Here is a 16859-nt window from a genome sequence, read left to right on the forward strand (position 1 = left end):
TCCCGGTGCGTGCTCCTCGATCCGAACAGTCATCCGTACCTCCGTCGTGGCCGAGAGTCTCGATTCAAGCTACTCGGTCGGGAGTTCAGCGTTCGTAGCCCTTGCGCATATCGTCGACGATGCGTGGCCGGTCGAGCGTCGAGGGCTCCAACTCCCGCCTCGGGCGATCGCGAGGAAACACCGAGGCCGACGCCAGCGTCGGCTCGTCGAGGAACCGTAGTTCCGGCACATCAGCGGGCAGACGAAGGTCGGGTGGAGTGGATCCCGCTTGCGCGAGCACATATCCCCAGTCACCGAAGCTCGGCACGAAAACGTGGTAGGGCGAGACACTCAGTCCGACAGCCGATACCGTCGACACCGTTCGCCAGTACGCATCCGGCGTCGAGTACGGGCTGCCGGATTGGACGACCATCAGCCCGCCCGGATTCATCGCGGCAGCGGCAAGTCCGTAGAACTCCATCGAATACAAGCGGCCAAGTGCGGGGGTGTCGGGATCCGGGAGGTCGACGATCACCGCATCGAAACCCGGTTCCGGACGCTCTCGCAGCCGCCGAAACGCGTCGTCGAGTACGACGTCCACCCGTGGATCCTCGAGCGCTCCCTCGTTCAGATCACGAAGACGCGTGTTGGCCAACTCGATGACTGCCGGATCGAGTTCCACTTGAACGATCTGCTCGACGCTGTTCATTCGCAGCACTTCCCGTGCAGCGAGGCCGTCACCGCCGCCCAGAATCAGCACGCGCCGGGGGTCGTTCACCAGGGCCGGATACACCAGCGACTCCGTGTACCGATGCTCGTCGACACTGGAGAACTGCAGGTCTCCGTCGAGGAACAGGCGCACGTCGTTCCCCCGCTCGGTGACGACGATTTCCTGGTACACCGATCGCTCGGCGGCCACCACGGGATCGGTGTAGAGCCGCTGCCTCGACGTGGTCTCGATGTCCGACGCTGCGATCAGCAACCATCCGATCAAACTTGCTGCCAACAGCATTGCGACGACGGCGATCGATCGTGCGCGCAGGCTGAGCTGCCACCGAAGGAGTATCAGCGCGACCACTGCCGCAGCCACGAGATTGATCATGCCGGTGAGTGCGGCACCGCGAATCATTCCCGCCCACGGCAACAGTACGAACGGCCACAGCAGACCACCGATCAATGCGCCGAGGTAGTCGGCGGCATTGAGGTTGGCCAGTACCTTTCCGGTGCTCTGTGCGTCGTTGTCGCTGCGACCGGACTGCAGGAGCGTCATCAGCAGAGGCACTTCGGCACCGACGAGGATGCCGATCAGCGCGGTCGCCGCCACCAGAACTGCTGCGCTGGAACCGAAGAACGTGAAGGTCACGTACAGCGTGACGGCACTGAATCCGCCGATCAGCCCGAGCAGTATCTCGACCGTCACGAACGAAACGGCAGCGTGTCCCAGCAGAGGTTTGGCGGCCAGCGCTCCGATACCCAGAGCCGCAACAAATCCCGCGACGATCAACGACGTCTGGGTGATGCCGCCGCCGGTCAGGCTCACGCTGAGTGTCAACAGGGCCAGCTCGTAGATCAGGCCACACGCAGCGCACGCCGCAACAGCCGCAAGGAGAAGGACGCGTGCGCGCGGGCCGAGCATCGTCGAACGCTCGTCAACTGTCACATCGGGATCAGCGGCAACCATCAGGTGAGCGCTGCGGCGTTCACCAAACCGATGGACAGCAAGCTCACACCCACAGCCCACGCGGCGCCACACATCTTCGGATCCTGCACCAGCGCAACCAACTTGCCGGGAAGGAATGCGTTCATCAATCGCAGCGCGATCGCTTGCAACACGATCGCGAACAGTCCGTACACCGCGGAGTCGGCGAGTCCCTGAGCAAAGCCGTCCGAACTGGTCAGGATTGCCGTCACCACGATGATCGCCAGCGCAAGATGATTGGAGGCCAACAGAATCGCAGCGTTCGGGTTCTTGTCGACGTAAACCTGGTGGCGGAGATTTCCGGGTGTCATGAGGTCGAGGACCAGGAATCCCGTCGCCAGAACCGCTGCACCGACGACGAAGTAGGCGAGGGTGCCGAGAACGCCCCCGACGAGCAATGCCGGATCCACCGTCCCGATCTCGACGGAAGTGGATGCAAAGATGTTCGTCACGCCGTTCTCCTTCTCATTGAGCATTACCGTCATTTGGCACTACCCGAGCCGCCGCTGCCACTGCTTCCACCCGCCGGGGATCCCGGGTTGAAGCCCGGTCCCAGGTACGCGTATCCGCCGCTGCGATACGTGCCGTCGATGTCCTCTACCTTGATGGTGCTGCCACCGCCCGAAGCCGAACTGACAGTGACGATGTCGTCGTCGTAGCGCAGGTATTCGTTGCCGCCGTCAGCACTTCGCGCCGCTGGTTCGTCCGCGTCGACAATCCGTGAGACGGTCGTGCCCACTGGATCTTTCGACGAGTACAACACGACGTCGCCATCCTGGGACGTCTTGGAATAGTTGTCCGCGATGAAGTCTTTGGCTCCACCACCGCACGCCGACAAGACAATTGCGGCCGCCAGCATCACCGGAGCCAACCACGTCCGCCCCCTCACGGCTGCCACCTGCTGCGTGTCTTCACGATCACTCCTGTCCCCTCCCCCGGGTACAAATGCCAACTCTGCCAACTCCACCCCTGGCGGTCTCGCACGCCATACAAAGCGGTCAAAGCCGTGTCGTCACCGGGAAAGGATCCGCAGATCCAACCGTCGTGGCCGGCGGACTCTTTCAACGACGCAGCTTCCGAGTCGAATTCGACCCGGTCCATCACCAGTGAGGAAGACTCGAACCGGTAGTTTTGCGTGGACTCCACTGCGGGCAGTAGTTCACCGCCGACTGCAAGAGCATCGCACGAAACCTGTTCGGTCAGTTTCTTTCCCGACGCCCAGGCCGTCACCACGTGCGAAGCCCCCAGCACTCCGAGGGTCAGCGTCGCGTCGGAAGTTCCGATCACCAACTCGGCGAGGGTCGGTGGCGCAGGAGCTCCCAGTACCAACCCCAGTGCCGAGGCATCCACGTCGGTCGGCTCCACGTCGAGTAGATACAGGCTCATTCCGGGGGGCCCGAGTGGATGACAGTGAGTTCGCTGCGAGTGACCGCCCGTCCCGTGGAAACCTCCCACGACTGTCCGCGCGCCCACTTCTCGAATGCAATCAGGCCGGTCTTGTCTGCGGTCGCATAGTCCGCGTATTCCATCGAGCCGGAAGGGGCCGTACCCGTCGTACCCTCGGCCGTGAACTTCGCCGTTCCACTTTCGATCTTGCGGTGAACCTTGTCGTCGAGAATGACGTCGCCGTTCGGGACCAGGTTGGTTCCTTCTCGACGCATCCAGAGAGTCATCTCCAATTCGCCCTCGTCGTCCTCGACCGTCAACCAACGACGACCGGTCGAACCGTCGAGAAGGTGCTCACGCCAGATGTACCCCTCTTCGTCGAGCGTGATGGTCCCTCGAACAACATGGTCGATACCCGCGTACGTGATGATGTCACCGACCCCGATCTTGTGGGGGTCGTACACCTCGGGATAGTCGGCGAGCGGGTCGACGCGAGCATTCGGCTTGCCCTGGCGTCCACGCAGGACCACAAACACGACGGCAGCGATCACTACGAGTATCAGGACAACTATCAGCACGTTGGTCAACGGTTTCTCCGAAATCGTCTCGGCAGGGTTGCCGCGGGCCATACCCTACCGATCCGTTCTCAGCCTTTTCGGATGAGACTGCCGGCAATCCGGCCTGTCGCCGACCGGACAGGTCTCCAGCGCCGCGGGCAGATCGAAAGACTGCCCCGGCGCACCTTTGCGTTTACGCTCAGCCCGAGGAACTCCGCGCGAACGAAAGCCGGTCGACTGACGATGAGCAAGAACACGGAGCCGTCTGCCCGCACCGTCATGCACACACCACGATTCTGGTTGACACCATTGATAGTGGTCACCCTCTTGATGTCTGCGCTGGCAGCGTTGTACATGGGCGGAATACTCGACCCCAAGAAACACCTGGACCAGTTCCCGATCGCCCTGGTCAACCAGGACGAAGGCGACACCCTCCCCGGTGGCGACCCCGCCGACCGCAAGAACTTCGGAAACGACATCGTCGCCGGCCTCGAAAGCGGAATCGACCACCAGAAGATCGACCTGCAGCAGATCGGTATCGCCGAAGCCCAATCGCGGTTGAGCTCCGGCACGCTGTACGGCGCGATCGTGATTCCCAGTGATTTCACGAAGAGGACGATCATCCTGGCGGAGGCCAGCGTCGTCGCCGGTGACGTAGAGCAACCGATCATCACGATCTACACCAATCCTCGCGCCGGTTCCGTCTCGGCATCGCTGGTCCAGTCGATCGGAACCACAGCCCTCGCCTCGGTCAACAAGAACATGGGCGAGCAACTCACCGCCCTTGTCACCGCGCAGTTGGAAGCGGGAGGCACCGGAGCCCAGATCTCCGGAGCGAGCCGCCTGCTGCTCGAAAACCCGGTGAACGTACTCACGGTTGCCCACGATCCACTTCCCGACGGAACCGGATTCGGTTTGGTGGCATTCTATTTCGCGCTGCTGTTGGTCCTTGCGGGATTCACCGGAGCAACCGTGGTCAATTCCTTGGTGGACGGCATGCTCGGATACGCGCCTACCGAATTCGGTCCACTCTTCGTTCAGAACGACGTTGTGGGTATCAACAGGTTTCGAACGCTGCTCGTCAAATGGGCATTCATGATCGTGTTGTCCGGCATAGTCTCCGCGTTGTTCCAGTGGATCAGTCGCGCCCTCGGAATGCCGGTCACTCACGGGCTTGCATTGTGGGAGTACGGCGCGCTGGTCATCACAGCGGTGGGCATCACGGCGATGTCGGTGATGGCCGCGTTCGGCTCGTTGGGCATGTTGATCAACCTGTTCGTGTTCGTCATTCTCGCGCTGCCCTCGTCCGGTGGCACCATCCCCCTCGAAGCCAGCCCCAGGTTGTATGCCTGGCTGGCGCAATTCGAGCCGATGCACCAGATCTACATGGGCACGCGATCGATCCTGTTCTTCGGCGCACGCGGTGAGGCAGGCCTGCTGCATGCCGTCTGGATGACGTTGGTGGGGCTACTGATCGGCGTCGTACTCGGCATCGTGACCACCCGTTTCTACGACCGCAAGGGCTACGAGCGCACCCATCGTCCCAAGGTGGCGTGACATGGTACCCAGCCGGGATTTGATCGAAACCTGTTGAGCCGATTCAATGTGATTGCGCGTTTCGGGAATCTTCGAGCCCCTTCCGCACGTTGTACAACTATGGCTAATTACAAAACAGTCAATCCCGCGACAGGTGAAACCGTCAGGGAATTCGATACTTTGGATGACGCCGGAGTTGAAGCCGCACTTGCGAACACGCATCGCGGCTACTTGACCTGGCGCAACAGTGCGCCACAGCAGCGTGCGGCAGTCCTGAGCAAGACCGCCGAACTGTACACAGAGCGCGCAGACGAACTGGCCCGAATGATCTCCTTGGAGATGGGTAAGCCGGTCCGCGAGGCCAAGGGCGAAGTACAACTCTCGGCCGCGATCTATCAGTGGTATGCAGACCACGGTCCGGCACTGCTCGAGGAAGAACGACTCGACGTTCCCGGGGCCGAGGAGTCGGTTGTGTACCGGCGACCGATCGGCGCTCTCATCGGCGTCATGCCGTGGAACTTCCCGTACTACCAAGTCGCCCGCTTCGCGGCACCGAATCTGATGCTCGGTAACACGATCATTCTCAAGCACGCATCGAACTGTCCGCAGTCGGCGCTGCTGATGGAAGAGATTCTGCGACAAGCCGGATTGCCGGACGACGCCTACGTCAACGTCTTCGCGACCAACGAGCAGATCGCGGACATGATCGCCGATCCCCGAGTTCAAGGTGTGTCACTGACCGGCAGCGAACGCGCCGGAACCAGCGTCGCCGAAACTGCCGGACGCAATCTCAAGAAGGTCGTCCTCGAACTCGGCGGATCAGACGTGTTCATCGTCCTCGATTCCGACGACATGGATGCCACCGTCAAGTCCGCAACCAAGGCACGTCTGTCCAATGCCGGCCAGGCCTGCAACGCGGCCAAGCGTTTCATCGTCACCGAAGATTTCTACGACGACTTCACCAACAAGTTGGCGACGTCCTTCGAATCCGTCACTGCCGGTGACCCGTTGGACGAATCCACAGTGTTGGGTCCACTCTCTTCGCAGAGCGCGGCAGATACTCTGATCGAGCAGATCGACGACGCTGTGTCCAAGGGTGCCACGCTGCTGACCGGTGGAAAGAAGATCGACGGCCCGGGCGCCTACGTTCAACCGACATTGCTCGCAGACGTGACACCGGACATGCGGGCCTACAGCGAAGAACTGTTCGGACCTGCCGGAGTCGTCTACAAGGTCAAGTCGGCCAGCGAGGCTGTGGAACTTGCCAATTCGTCGGTCTACGGCCTGAGCGGATCCGTCTGGAGCAGCGATCTCGATTCCGCCCGGTCGGTCGCTGCAGATCTCGACGTGGGAATGGCGTTCGTCAACGAGCACGGAACGACGTTGCCCGGTCTGCCCTTCGGCGGAGTCAAGCGCTCCGGAGTCGGCCGCGAGCTGGGTCCGTGGGGAATGGACGAGTTCGTCAACAAGAAGCTGCTCCGCGTCTCGAAGAAGTAGTTCGACACAGAAGTAGTTCGACACAGAAGTAGCTCGACACAGAAGTAGCTCGGCGCAAAGAAAGGCCCTGACCTCGATGGAGGTCGGGGCCTTTCCTCATAACCCACGGACCAGCAAGCGGGTCCGCTGCCTGGTCACTCGCTTGCCGGCGTGGCACCCCCACGAGTGAGGCTCCACCCGAACCTCGTCGCGATGACAGCTGACCCCCAGCCCAACAGTGCACCCACCAGTGGAGCAGCGACGGCGGTGTAGATCGCCTCGTTGGAAACACCAACCGACACGGCGGAGTCACCGACGAAGGCGAAATCGGTTCGGGAGGCGAAGGACGCCCACTCGATCAGGCCGGAGACAACAATAATCAGGAACCCCAGCAGGAAGCCGAAGCCGGCCAGCAGAACGTGAAGTGCGCGCATCCGGTCAGTCTGCCTGTAACACCCACCCAGATAAAACCGACCTGCTGGTATGACACTTTCACGAATCGCTCGAACTACCGTAGTCGCCGCTGCCCTCTGCGCGAGTGCAGCCATCTGTTCCGCGACGTCAGCTTCCGCGGACGTAGTCGACGTCACGATCCTTCGGGTTTCAGCAGCGGGCCGACGACGTCGTACGGAGCGGGCTGCACGTATCTGGTGGTTGCCAGGACAGCAGCGTTGAACGAGCCGAACGTCTCGATTGTCGACATGAACCGAGCGTCGACCATGTTCCCGCAGGAACTGATCTGGGACACCGTCAATCCCTACTTCACCTTGCCGGTCGTACTCGGCCACGCCGTCACGCTGTGGACTCCGACTGCACCGGGCGAACACTCTCTGATGGCCTACCAGACGTCCGCGGGCGGGCCGGTCACAACGGTCGATGTCAATCCGGCGACACCGATCGGTCCGGGGTGCGTCGTCGCACCCTGATCCGCTAGCCCTCCAAGAAGTCGACGAGCACCCGGTTGATTTCATCGGCGGGAACCATCGGAATGCTGTGATGCGAAGAAGCTTTCAGCACCTCGACACGCGCTGCGGGAACCCTCTCCCGCACTGACTTCGACACGGTTTCCGGATCATGCACCCGTCCGTCTTGTGCGAGGACCACCAGCAACTCGACATCCAGTGCGCTCAAGGCCTCCTTCGAAGGACGTCGAGGCACTACGAGATCGGGTCGCGGTAGATCCGAAGTGCCCACTTCCACAAGAGACAGCCAGTCGGAGTCGATACTCAACTCACCTGTCTCCCAATCCAACAGTCGCCGTCGGCGCGCTCGCGACGGGGAGAGCAACAGCGGAAGCGCACGCAGAAGGTAGCCCGCCTTCATGCCGGAGAAACTCGAATTAGGATCGAGCAGAACAAGTTTCCCGACACGATTCGGTCGATGCAGCGCAAAGGCCAACGCAATCATTGCGCCATAGGAATGTCCGATCACATCAACGGTGCCGGCCCCGGTGCAATCGACTATCGAGTCCATCCACTCGATCAGATCGTCGACGGACTTCATCGGATCACCATTCGGAACGCTCCGCCCGGCATCGCCCATGGTGTCGACAGCAAAGACACGCCGGGATTTCGACAGCGCCCCAACATTGTCGAACCACACCGTCGAAGTGGCACCTCCCCCGGACAGAAGGATCAACGGCCGCGAGTCTGCATGCCCACAGACGTTCACATGCGTGTTACCGAACCGCCCCGCGAGATCCACACCCAGCGGTTTCTGCGGCCATTTGGTCAGTACAGCGTCGTATGCGCGATTGAAGTCCATCCCCCACCCCCATTTCCCTCGATTATCGAGATAGTAGACAATCGAGAGACAACACACCAGGGCTGGAGGCATCCTTGAGCGTCGGCGATGCAGAAGACGAAGCGATGGCGATCGTCCACTCGCTTCGCGCACTGACCGTCGACTTGAACGTGGCGGTTTCCGGCTTTGCGAACAAGTACAAAATGCACTCCACCGACGTGCGCGCGTTGATCTGCCTTCTCGATGCCGAGCGCTCGAACACATCGGCGACGCCAGGTTGGTTGGGCTCACAGCTCGGGATCAACTCGGCGTCGGTGACTGCACTGGTCGACCGGATGGTCAAAGCGGGGCACGTAGCTCGGGAGCGGGACTCAGCAGACCGTCGACGGGTGCTCTTGCAGGTCACACCATCGGCGGTCACTCTGGGCGAGAGCTTCTTCGGCCCCCTCATTTCACGCGCTGCGAGCACCGTCGGGAATTACACCGCCACAGAGCGAGCCACCATCGAGAGTTTCATCGCCGCGATGCGAGCGGACGTGGAGCGGACTCGAGTCGATAGGGAGCCCTCCCTGTGACTCGCATACTTCCCGCGGGAGAACGCGCATTGCTCGTGGACTTCGATTCCGAAGCTGGCGTTCTCGCGTTCACCGAAGCACTGACGCGTAACACCCCGGTCGGGGTCGAAGACTTCCTCCCCGCAGCTCGCACGGTCCTGGTCACGTGCACCCCGGCGGCAGATCTCACGTACGTCCGAAAGCGCTTGAACGATCTCGAGCAGACCGATTCTGCCGCGACCACAGACGAGCATTTCGAGATGGATGCACTCACCATCGCCGTCAGGTACGACGGGCCCGACCTCGACGACGTCGCACAGTCACTTGGTATGAGCCGATCCGAGGTGGTTGCGGCCCACACCGGGGCAATGTGGCGTTGCGCCTTCATCGGATTCGCACCCGGCTTCGCCTACCTGACTTCAGGCGACACTCGGCTCGACGTTCCGCGTCGAACGCAATCACGAACCGCTGTGCCTGCCGGTTCCGTCGCCCTGGCCGCTGGATACAGCGCGGTCTACCCGCGTGCATCACCGGGTGGCTGGCAGATCATCGGGAGCACCGATGCCGTGATGTGGGATCTGAACGCCACACCACCGGCCACCGTTCAGCCCGGCAGACGCGTGCGCTTCGTGAACGAGGAACAACGATGAACGGCCTCGAGATACTCGACACCGGGCCGCTGAGCCTGATCCAGGACCTCGGACGGATAGGTCATCTTCGCTCGGGTGTCGGGGTTTCCGGTGCGGCAGACAGGCGATCTCTCAGGCTTGGTAATCGGCTCGTCGGCAACAACGAGGGCGCAGCCGGTGTCGAGGTCCTCCTGGGTGGGCTGAGTCTTCGGGCGCAGCAACCGACAACGATCGCGTTCACCGGTGCGCCTGCACAGGCCTACCGCGACGGCATTCCGGTCGGGCATTCGAGCGTGATCGATCTGCGGGCTGGGCAGACCGTCCGCCTGGACTACGCACCGAGTGGACTGCGGACGTATCTGACCGTCCGAGGCGGCATTGTGGTTCCCGAGATCCTGGGATCGCGCAGCACCGACACGATGTCCGGGATCGGTCCGGCGCCTCTCGAGCCTGGTGTTTTTCTCCCGATCGGGCCATCGCCGACCACGTTCTCAGCCGTCGACCTCGCACCGGTGCCGCCGATGGCAAACGAGACTCTCGCCATTCGAGTGGTGTTCGGTCCTCGCGCAGATCGATTCACCAACCCCGAAACACTCCTCCATGGCCGATGGGCGATCTCGACCGACTCGGACCGAATCGGCGCACGCGTCGATCGCGTCGGCGCCGACGAACTACTTCGAAGAACAGACGACACCGAACTGCCCACCGAAGGCGTGGCACTCGGATCGATCCAGGTACCACCCAGCGGCCAACCTGTCGTGTTCCTCGCCGATCACCCCATCACCGGCGGCTATCCGGTGGTGGGAGTGGTCGCGGACGCAGATATCGACCGACTCGGCCAAGCCCGCCCGGGTCAACACATCCGGTTCGTCAGGGCCTGAGCACGCCGAGCGATAGCGTGTCGGACCCAGCCGTCACACTGATGTCGTGCGAGTTGTCCTGGTCCCCGGTAGTACGACGTCCACGGGAGCTGTGACGGCAACTGTCCTACGGACCGATCCCGCTGGAACGCCGCTCGCCGATCCCGTCGAATACCCCGACCTGATCGCAGCGGTACGCACCATCGAGGAAGCCGAGCACCCGCGGTGGGTGTGGCCGAGTACGGCGACCGTGTACCCACCGCTACTGCGGGCAGGCGTACGGGTTCAACGGTGCCACGACATCTCCCTGACCCGCGCGATACTCGGAATGCGCGCCGGCAAACCGTCACCGCCCGCCGACGAGTTCGACGACGATCGACTCGGACTCTTCGACACTGCACCCGTTCTCGATCCCCTCGCCGTCGTCACCGAATTCGCCGAGCAGCGCGCAACCATCGGCACGGACGCTCGACTGGACTTGTTGATCGCAGCAGAATCGGCCGGCGCTCTCAGCGCCGCCGAGATGACGCACACGGGCCTTCCGTTCTCGACGCAGAAGCATCGCGAACTCCTCGAAGAACGGCTGGGGCCGCGGCCGACGGGATACGACCTCCCCGCTCGTATGCAGGAACTTGCCGCCCAGATCAGTGAGGTCTTCGGGCGCACCGTCAATCCTTCGTCTTCGGTGGAGATCACCGAGGCGTTCGGACGTCAGGGCATCGAACTACCGTCGACGCGCAAGTGGTTTCTGCAGGAAATCGATCATCCGGCTGTGCCGCTGCTCCTACGTCACCGCGAACTCGCCAAGCTGTACAGCACCAACGGTTGGCAGTGGATGGACAGTTGGGTGCGGGGCGATCGATTCCGCCCGATCTACGTTCCCGGTGGTGTCGTGTCCGGCAGGTGGGCGAGCCGGGGCGGCGGGGCCCTCCAGATTCCGAAGACCATGCGCTCGAGCGTCGTCGCCGATCCGGGCCACGTGTTCGTCGTCGCCGACGCCGGTCAGCTCGAACCCCGAATTCTGGCCGCCATGTCCGGCGACCGCCGCATGATGGCCGCCGCCGGCGACGACGATCTGTACGCACTTGTCGGTGCCGAAGCCTTCGGCGGTGATCGCGCAAAAGCCAAGGTCGCAATCCTCGGAGTCCTGTACGGGGCGACGGCGGGTGAAGCCAAAGCACTGCTCGTCTTGTTGCGGAAGCGATTCCCGGTCGCCGTCGAGTACGTCGAGCAAGCTGCCAAGGCAGGTGAGCGCGGCGAGGTGGTGAAGTCACTGCTCGGCCGGGCCTGTCCCCCACCGTCTCCCGACTTCTACTCCCACGGCGACGCTCACGCCCGCGGTCGTTTCACGCGCAACTTCGTCGTGCAGGCGACTGCGTCCGAGTGGGCGCTGTGCCTCCTGGCCGACCTCAGGCGCCGCCTCGCCGAAGATCCGGACGGCGAGTTGGTCTTCTTCCAGCACGACGAGGTAGTCGTGCATACCCGCAACCCCGAAACCGGTACCGCGCACGTGCTGGCCGCAGCTGCTTCGGCAACTCGATTGTTGTTCGGCGACACAGTCGTCCGTTTTCCCATGGACGTCGCAGCCCGCGAGACATACGGCAAAGGCACTTCGTAGCGTCGTCAATTCCACGCCAAGTGGTTCCACCGCGCCCGTATTGCGTGTTCTACTGGAAAACGTTGCTTTGTTGGTGCTGGTCGACTGCGTTCGAGGAGAACCATGACCAAGCTGGACACAACTGACGCAGAACGGAACGAGCGCGGAGCCGTGAAGCGCCTTCGCGTGCCGATCTTCACCGTGATCGCCCTTGCGATCTTCGCCTTCGTCGCAGGCGGATTCGGCGGTTCTTTCCAGGGCAAACTCGCCGAGGTTCAAAAGAACGACAACGCCTCGTACCTCCCGAGTTCCGCCGAATCGACAATCGTCAGCAACCAATCCGCGAACTTCCTCGCAGTCGAGACGATCCCTGGATTTGTTCTGTTCCATAGAGATTCGGCCCTCACCGAGGCGGACAAATCTGCAATCAACTCGGCCTACGGCGCCATTGCCGGCATCTCCGGGGTAGACGCCGACGGTATGCAGCCCACTCAGTACTCCGCCGACGGCACAACTGCGTCGATCTTCGTGCCACTCGTCGCCAAGGACGGAGACACATCCGTGGCAGGCGATGTCCTGGCGACCACCGAGCAGAACGTCATCGACGCAGCAAAACAAGCAGCTGGTGATGTCGAGGTACTCCCAGCCGGGCCAGGTGGGCTACTCGTTGCGTTCATCGACGCCTTTGCCGGTCTGGACGGAGCGCTCCTTGGCGCGGCACTCCTGGTCGTGATCCTCATCCTGCTTGTCGTGTACCGATCGCCGGTGTTGTGGTTCTTCCCGCTGTTCTCCGCGCTCCTCGCCATCGGTTTGTCGTCGATGGTGATCTATTTTCTCGCGAAAGCCGAATTACTCACTCTGACCGGACAGTCTCAAGGCATCCTTTTCGTGTTGGTGATCGGTGCCGGTACCGACTACGCCCTACTCTTGATCTCTCGCTATCGCGAAGAATTGCACACGTATCCCAACCGCTTCGACGCGATGATCAAGGCCTGGCGCGAGTCTGCGCCGGCCATCACCGCTTCGGCTGTCACCGTGATTCTCGGTCTGCTTTGCCTGACGTTCTCTCAACTCAACTCCAACAAGAGCCTCGGACCCGTCGCCGCCATCGGGATCGCCTGCACCTATCTGGTGATGATGACGTTCATGCCGGTCGCTCTGGCCGCCACCGGACGGTGGGTCTTCTGGCCGCGCAAGCCCAAGGTCGATCACGCCGCAGACCTTACGACGCACGGGATGTGGGGCAAGATCGCCGAGGCCGTCGGTAGCAAGGACCGCCCACTGTGGATCGGCGCCACAGTGTTGTTGATCATCCTGTTCGCGGCCGGGATCGGCAGTCTCGAAACCGATGGCCTGACATCCACCGAAAGCTTCACCAATCGTCCCGACGCTGTTGTCGGACAAGAACTCTACGACTCGAAGTTCGATCCCGGAGCCGGCGCACCGGCCGTGATCACCGCAAACGCCGACCGGGCCGACGCCGTCATCAAAGCAGCCAGCGGCGTCGAAGGTATCTCGCAGGATCCCGGCGCCGTCTGCACCCAGGTGGACGTCGCAAAGGTCAGCGAGCTGATCAAGACCAACCCCGCTGCCGTCGCACAAGCCGCCGCTGCGGGTTGCGCCCCTGCGGCTTTCACCGTTGCACCGATCGACGGCCGAACCATGATCAATGCAACCCTCGCCGACTCTTACGATTCGCCGCAGGCACTCGAAACTGTCAAGCGACTGCGGACTGCCGTCCACGACGTGCCCGGCGCCGACGCGCTCGTCGGCGGCAGCACGGCCACCACCCTCGATGTCCAGGCCGCCTCGGTCCGCGACAGAAACCTGATCATCCCGATCGTGCTGGTGGTGATCTTCCTGGTCTTGGCCGCTTTGCTCCGCGCTCTGCTGATCCCGGTGATTCTCATTGTCACCGTGGTACTTTCCTTCGCGGCGACCCTCGGTGTGAGCGGATTCTTCTTCACACACGTATTCGGGTTCGCCGGGGCGGATCAATCGTTCCCGCTGTTCGCCTTCGTCTTCCTCGTCGCGCTGGGTATCGACTACAACATCTTCCTGATGACCAGAGTCCGGGAGGAGACCGGAGAATTCGGCACCCGCGCAGGTGTACTGCGCGGTCTTGCGGTGACGGGCGGTGTGATCACGTCAGCCGGAATCGTCTTGGCCGCAACATTTGCCGTACTGGGCATCCTGCCACTGGTCTTCCTCGCCGAGATCGGATTTGCCGTGGCCTTCGGCGTGCTGCTCGATACGATCATCGTGCGCAGCGTCCTGGTGCCGGCACTCTCTCACGACATCGGGAAACGTATTTGGTGGCCGTCCGAACTGGCGCGCGCGAAAGACTGACCGACTACAGAAACGCTTCCTTGGTCCACAGATGAAAGAGCGCGTAGGCTCGCCAGGGTCGCCAGCGCTCGGACAACGCTGCGGCTTCTTTGGCCGTCGAGACCCCCAGCGCACGTTTCAACACCAGATCATCGGGTACGAATGCGTCGCGATCACCGAGAATCCGGACGGTGAGATAGTCAGCGGTCCACGGTCCGATTCCCTTTAGCGCCAACAGCTCTCGCCGAAATTGGACAGGATCCGCATTCCAGGAGAGGTCGAGGCCGTTCGCTGCCGCAGTTGCCAGCGTGTGCACTGTTCTTGCGCGCGCTGTGGTCAATCCGACGGCTTTCTGTATGCCCTCGGTTGATTGCGCTGCAACCATGTCCGGATCAGGGAAGGCAAGAAAATCCCCTTGCACCGGCGCTCCGAATGCGCTGACAAAACGACCACCGAACGTCCTCGCCGCGCCGAGCGAAACCTGTTGTCCCAGAACGGTGAGCACTGCGGTCTCGAACCCGTCCACCGAACCGAGCACACGCAATCCTGGACGGGCGGCAACAAGTGGGGCCAACAACTCATCACTACCGAACGCCGCTTCGACAGCAGTGTGATCGGCGTCGAGGTCGAGCCAACGGCGCACGATCACCTCCAGAACTGCGGAATCCGTTACCGGCACATCGGAATCCACGACGACACCGTCGTCGGTCCACGACACCGACACGACAACGGGTCCGGAAGGCAACGGTACGACTCTGGTGTGAACACCGTCGTCGTGACGCTCGAGGCCTGCGACGCAGTGAGCCCGCAGGGCACCGGTGAGCGGTTCGACTGCATAGGGCGCCTGAAAGCGCAGCGTCACTGCGCTCACCGGCCGGCTTCCAGATCCAGCAGAATCGCTTTCAGTTCGGGGCCACCCGCGTACTGCCCGAGGCTGCCGTCGCTGCGCACCACCCGGTGACACGGGACCACCAACGGCAGCGGGTTCTTTGCGCATGCGGTCCCTACGGCACGCACCGCACGTGGGCTTCCCGACGCTGCTGCGACCACCGAATAGCTTGCAGTGTGGCCGTATTCGATCTCGGGAAGATGACGCAACACTTCGCGTCGAAACCCTTTCGCGAGTTGGAAATCCAAGCGCAGATCGAATTCTCGACGCGCACCGGCAAAGTACTCGTCCAACTCGCGAGTGACAGTGTCCAGCCTGCGCGGGTAATGAAGCACACGAGGGCTGACGGTGTCCGCCAATCGTTCCAGAACGAGGTCGTGCCCTTCGACGGCAAAGGCAACCCGCACCAGGCCGACATCAGTTGCCGCCAGCAGCAGCTTTCCGACCGGCGAATCGACGGTTCGATATGCCACGTCGATCAATTCGGCTTCGGACGCCTGAGCAGCCAGGCGCGCCCGTAGGCGGATCATGGCGTCGGCGTCAACGGCTGGAAGTGCCTCGAACACATCGTTACTCATGAGTGACTCCCTTCCGCAGCGGTAGCGGACAAGTAGGTTCTTCGTAGGGTGGCGATACCGTCGGCACCCGCGCGTCTGGCGGCTGCCGGCGTGTTGCCGAGGATGTCCGCGATCTCTGCGTACGGCAGCCCACCCAGAAAGTGATAGGCGACCGCCGCACGTTGTTTGAGTGGTAGTTGTTCGAGTGCGTCCCAGAGTTCGTGATCCCACGTGCCCGGCACGCCGATTCGCGTCGGCAATTCCGGAACGTCGTCTGTCGGCACGGCCACGCGGGCACGCACTCGGGTGATGTCGATCGCCTTGCGGTGCGCGATGGTGACCAGCCAGGCTTCGATGTTCGCGTCCGGGTTCAGATCCGGGTATGCCCGCATCGCCGCGATGAACGTCTCGGACCACGCGTCCTCGGCGTCGACGGGCCCGACCACCGCGCGGCAGACACGGAGGACCACTGCACCGTATTCGGTCACGACGTCTTCGAACGGTTTGAGTGTCACGACCGGTAGACGTTCCCGATCACCGAATTGTGAGCCGAGCGCATCAGAAGAGGACATCCGATTCGCCGCCGTGCTCGCGGTCGAGCAGGAACCGCTTACGTTCGAGGCCGCCGGCGAAACCGGTCAGACTTCCGTCGCTACCGACCACGCGATGACAGGGAACGATGATGCTGATCGGATTCTTGCCGTTTGCCGCGGCGGCGGCACGGATCGCAAGCGGGTTACCCAAAGTTTGCGCGAGCTCCATGTAGGTCCAGGTTTCGCCGTACGGGATCGTTCGCAAGGTGTCCCACACCCGCTTCTGGAACTCGGTACCCACGGGCGCCAGCGGCACGGAGAACTCCGTGCGATCACCCTCGAAGTACTCGGTGAGCTGCGATTCGACTTCACCGAAGACCGCCGAGGAACGATCACCGAACGTGGACTCGTCCGGCTTGTGGCGATGCTCCGCCATGTACAGACCGCAGAGGTCGTCACCTGCTGCTACCAGCGTCAACGCTCCGATCGGCGAGTCGATCACAGTGTGCGTACGGATAGCCGTCATGTCTCGATCC

Annotated in this window: 19 protein-coding genes; 8 read left to right on the top strand and 11 right to left on the bottom strand. The window is 62.4% G+C overall.

The annotated features are described in order from the left end of the window. Window positions 1-85 precede the first annotated feature (85 nt). From ACVZUB_RS25700 to ACVZUB_RS25720, 5 genes are read right to left on the bottom strand one after another with little or no spacing between them, the layout of a single operon-like run. Entirely contained in the window at window positions 86-1660 is a 1575-nt protein-coding gene (locus ACVZUB_RS25700) for a polyamine aminopropyltransferase (RefSeq protein WP_482627877.1), read from the bottom strand. Then, the gene (locus ACVZUB_RS25705) at window positions 1660-2163 is read right to left on the bottom strand and encodes a DUF350 domain-containing protein (RefSeq protein WP_042448576.1); all 504 of its coding nucleotides are present in this window, start codon (window positions 2161-2163) and stop codon (window positions 1660-1662) included. Before ACVZUB_RS25705 ends, ACVZUB_RS25700 begins: the two co-directional genes overlap by 1 nt. After that, on the bottom strand, window positions 2160-2576 hold the full coding sequence (locus ACVZUB_RS25710) for a DUF4247 domain-containing protein (RefSeq protein WP_037128670.1): 417 nt from the start codon (window positions 2574-2576) through the stop codon (window positions 2160-2162). The genes ACVZUB_RS25705 and ACVZUB_RS25710 overlap by 4 nt, the downstream gene beginning before the upstream one ends. Next, window positions 2564-3064, bottom strand: a complete 501-nt coding sequence (locus ACVZUB_RS25715; RefSeq protein ID WP_063315746.1) for a DUF2617 family protein — start codon at window positions 3062-3064, stop codon at window positions 2564-2566. Before ACVZUB_RS25715 ends, ACVZUB_RS25710 begins: the two co-directional genes overlap by 13 nt. Next, window positions 3061-3693 (bottom strand): DUF4178 domain-containing protein, encoded by a 633-nt coding sequence (locus ACVZUB_RS25720; RefSeq protein ID WP_050654601.1) that lies wholly within the window; start codon window positions 3691-3693, stop codon window positions 3061-3063. The genes ACVZUB_RS25715 and ACVZUB_RS25720 overlap by 4 nt, the downstream gene beginning before the upstream one ends. 171 nt (window positions 3694-3864) lie before the next feature. On the opposite strand from ACVZUB_RS25720, the gene ACVZUB_RS25725 reads away from it, so the two are divergent. Together ACVZUB_RS25725 and ACVZUB_RS25730 are read left to right on the top strand one after the other, a co-directional pair. Beyond that, window positions 3865-5178 (top strand): YhgE/Pip domain-containing protein, encoded by a 1314-nt coding sequence (locus ACVZUB_RS25725; protein WP_063315745.1) that lies wholly within the window; start codon window positions 3865-3867, stop codon window positions 5176-5178. A 99-nt stretch (window positions 5179-5277) separates the two neighbouring features. Beyond that, a complete protein-coding gene (locus tag ACVZUB_RS25730) occupies window positions 5278-6654 on the top strand; it encodes an NAD-dependent succinate-semialdehyde dehydrogenase (protein ID WP_039973099.1) in 1377 nt (458 codons plus the stop codon). Between the two features lie 134 nt (window positions 6655-6788). On the opposite strand, the gene ACVZUB_RS25735 is transcribed toward ACVZUB_RS25730, so the two are convergent. Beyond that, window positions 6789-7067: a hypothetical protein gene (locus tag ACVZUB_RS25735; RefSeq protein WP_058037626.1), complete on the bottom strand. Its 279-nt coding sequence runs from the start codon at window positions 7065-7067 to the stop codon at window positions 6789-6791. Between the two features lie 267 nt (window positions 7068-7334). Here ACVZUB_RS25735 and ACVZUB_RS25740 point away from each other — a divergent pair, with 267 nt between their 5' ends. Beyond that, a complete protein-coding gene (locus ACVZUB_RS25740; protein ID WP_482627878.1) occupies window positions 7335-7559 on the top strand; it encodes a hypothetical protein in 225 nt (74 codons plus the stop codon). A gap of 4 nt (window positions 7560-7563) precedes the next feature. Here the strand turns inward: ACVZUB_RS25740 and ACVZUB_RS25745 are convergent, their stop codons facing one another. Next, window positions 7564-8397 (bottom strand): alpha/beta fold hydrolase, encoded by an 834-nt coding sequence (locus tag ACVZUB_RS25745; RefSeq protein WP_482627879.1) that lies wholly within the window; start codon window positions 8395-8397, stop codon window positions 7564-7566. A 74-nt stretch (window positions 8398-8471) separates the two neighbouring features. On the opposite strand from ACVZUB_RS25745, the gene ACVZUB_RS25750 reads away from it, so the two are divergent. From ACVZUB_RS25750 to ACVZUB_RS25770, 5 genes are all read left to right on the top strand, one after another. After that, window positions 8472-8951: a MarR family winged helix-turn-helix transcriptional regulator gene (locus ACVZUB_RS25750; RefSeq protein WP_054781681.1), complete on the top strand. Its 480-nt coding sequence runs from the start codon at window positions 8472-8474 to the stop codon at window positions 8949-8951. Next, on the top strand, window positions 8948-9580 hold the full coding sequence (locus ACVZUB_RS25755) for a 5-oxoprolinase subunit B family protein (protein WP_058037624.1): 633 nt from the start codon (window positions 8948-8950) through the stop codon (window positions 9578-9580). Before ACVZUB_RS25750 ends, ACVZUB_RS25755 begins: the two co-directional genes overlap by 4 nt. Further along, a complete protein-coding gene (locus ACVZUB_RS25760) occupies window positions 9577-10440 on the top strand; it encodes a 5-oxoprolinase subunit C family protein (RefSeq protein WP_058037623.1) in 864 nt (287 codons plus the stop codon). Before ACVZUB_RS25755 ends, ACVZUB_RS25760 begins: the two co-directional genes overlap by 4 nt. Before the next feature lie 46 nt (window positions 10441-10486). Further along, on the top strand, window positions 10487-12037 hold the full coding sequence (locus ACVZUB_RS25765) for a bifunctional 3'-5' exonuclease/DNA polymerase (protein ID WP_063315744.1): 1551 nt from the start codon (window positions 10487-10489) through the stop codon (window positions 12035-12037). 102 nt (window positions 12038-12139) lie between these two features. Continuing rightward, on the top strand, window positions 12140-14365 hold the full coding sequence (locus tag ACVZUB_RS25770; RefSeq protein WP_482627880.1) for an MMPL family transporter: 2226 nt from the start codon (window positions 12140-12142) through the stop codon (window positions 14363-14365). 4 nt (window positions 14366-14369) lie between these two features. Here the strand turns inward: ACVZUB_RS25770 and ACVZUB_RS25775 are convergent, their stop codons facing one another. From ACVZUB_RS25775 to ACVZUB_RS25790, 4 genes are read right to left on the bottom strand one after another with little or no spacing between them, the layout of a single operon-like run. Next, the gene (locus ACVZUB_RS25775) at window positions 14370-15215 is read right to left on the bottom strand and encodes a DNA-3-methyladenine glycosylase family protein (RefSeq protein WP_007729596.1); all 846 of its coding nucleotides are present in this window, start codon (window positions 15213-15215) and stop codon (window positions 14370-14372) included. Then, window positions 15212-15811: a methylated-DNA--[protein]-cysteine S-methyltransferase gene (locus tag ACVZUB_RS25780; protein WP_482627881.1), complete on the bottom strand. Its 600-nt coding sequence runs from the start codon at window positions 15809-15811 to the stop codon at window positions 15212-15214. Before ACVZUB_RS25780 ends, ACVZUB_RS25775 begins: the two co-directional genes overlap by 4 nt. Next, on the bottom strand, window positions 15808-16362 hold the full coding sequence (locus ACVZUB_RS25785) for an RNA polymerase sigma factor (protein ID WP_080961251.1): 555 nt from the start codon (window positions 16360-16362) through the stop codon (window positions 15808-15810). The genes ACVZUB_RS25780 and ACVZUB_RS25785 overlap by 4 nt, the downstream gene beginning before the upstream one ends. Further along, window positions 16349-16849, bottom strand: a complete 501-nt coding sequence (locus tag ACVZUB_RS25790; protein WP_003940613.1) for a methylated-DNA--[protein]-cysteine S-methyltransferase — start codon at window positions 16847-16849, stop codon at window positions 16349-16351. Before ACVZUB_RS25790 ends, ACVZUB_RS25785 begins: the two co-directional genes overlap by 14 nt. Between the last annotated feature and the right edge of the window lie 10 nt (window positions 16850-16859).

Source organism: Rhodococcus sp. OS5, assembly GCF_056837585.1.

What these genes read in the sequence shown, in the direction of transcription:
- ACVZUB_RS25700 (WP_482627877.1), bottom strand. Translation starts at nt 1,660, where the DNA reads ATGGTTGCCGCTGATCCCGATGTGACAGTTGACGAGCGTTCGACGATG.
- ACVZUB_RS25705 (WP_042448576.1), bottom strand. Translation starts at nt 2,163, where the DNA reads ATGACGGTAATGCTCAATGAGAAGGAGAACGGCGTGACGAACATCTTT.
- ACVZUB_RS25715 (WP_063315746.1), bottom strand. Translation starts at nt 3,064, where the DNA reads ATGAGCCTGTATCTACTCGACGTGGAGCCGACCGACGTGGATGCCTCG.
- ACVZUB_RS25720 (WP_050654601.1), bottom strand. Translation starts at nt 3,693, where the DNA reads ATGGCCCGCGGCAACCCTGCCGAGACGATTTCGGAGAAACCGTTGACC.
- ACVZUB_RS25725 (WP_063315745.1), top strand. Translation starts at nt 3,865, where the DNA reads ATGAGCAAGAACACGGAGCCGTCTGCCCGCACCGTCATGCACACACCA.
- ACVZUB_RS25730 (WP_039973099.1), top strand. Translation starts at nt 5,278, where the DNA reads ATGGCTAATTACAAAACAGTCAATCCCGCGACAGGTGAAACCGTCAGG.
- ACVZUB_RS25735 (WP_058037626.1), bottom strand. Translation starts at nt 7,067, where the DNA reads ATGCGCGCACTTCACGTTCTGCTGGCCGGCTTCGGCTTCCTGCTGGGG.
- ACVZUB_RS25740 (WP_482627878.1), top strand. Translation starts at nt 7,335, where the DNA reads ATGAACCGAGCGTCGACCATGTTCCCGCAGGAACTGATCTGGGACACC.
- ACVZUB_RS25745 (WP_482627879.1), bottom strand. Translation starts at nt 8,397, where the DNA reads ATGGACTTCAATCGCGCATACGACGCTGTACTGACCAAATGGCCGCAG.
- ACVZUB_RS25760 (WP_058037623.1), top strand. Translation starts at nt 9,577, where the DNA reads ATGAACGGCCTCGAGATACTCGACACCGGGCCGCTGAGCCTGATCCAG.
- ACVZUB_RS25770 (WP_482627880.1), top strand. Translation starts at nt 12,140, where the DNA reads ATGACCAAGCTGGACACAACTGACGCAGAACGGAACGAGCGCGGAGCC.
- ACVZUB_RS25780 (WP_482627881.1), bottom strand. Translation starts at nt 15,811, where the DNA reads ATGAGTAACGATGTGTTCGAGGCACTTCCAGCCGTTGACGCCGACGCC.
- ACVZUB_RS25785 (WP_080961251.1), bottom strand. Translation starts at nt 16,362, where the DNA reads ATGTCCTCTTCTGATGCGCTCGGCTCACAATTCGGTGATCGGGAACGT.
- ACVZUB_RS25790 (WP_003940613.1), bottom strand. Translation starts at nt 16,849, where the DNA reads ATGACGGCTATCCGTACGCACACTGTGATCGACTCGCCGATCGGAGCG.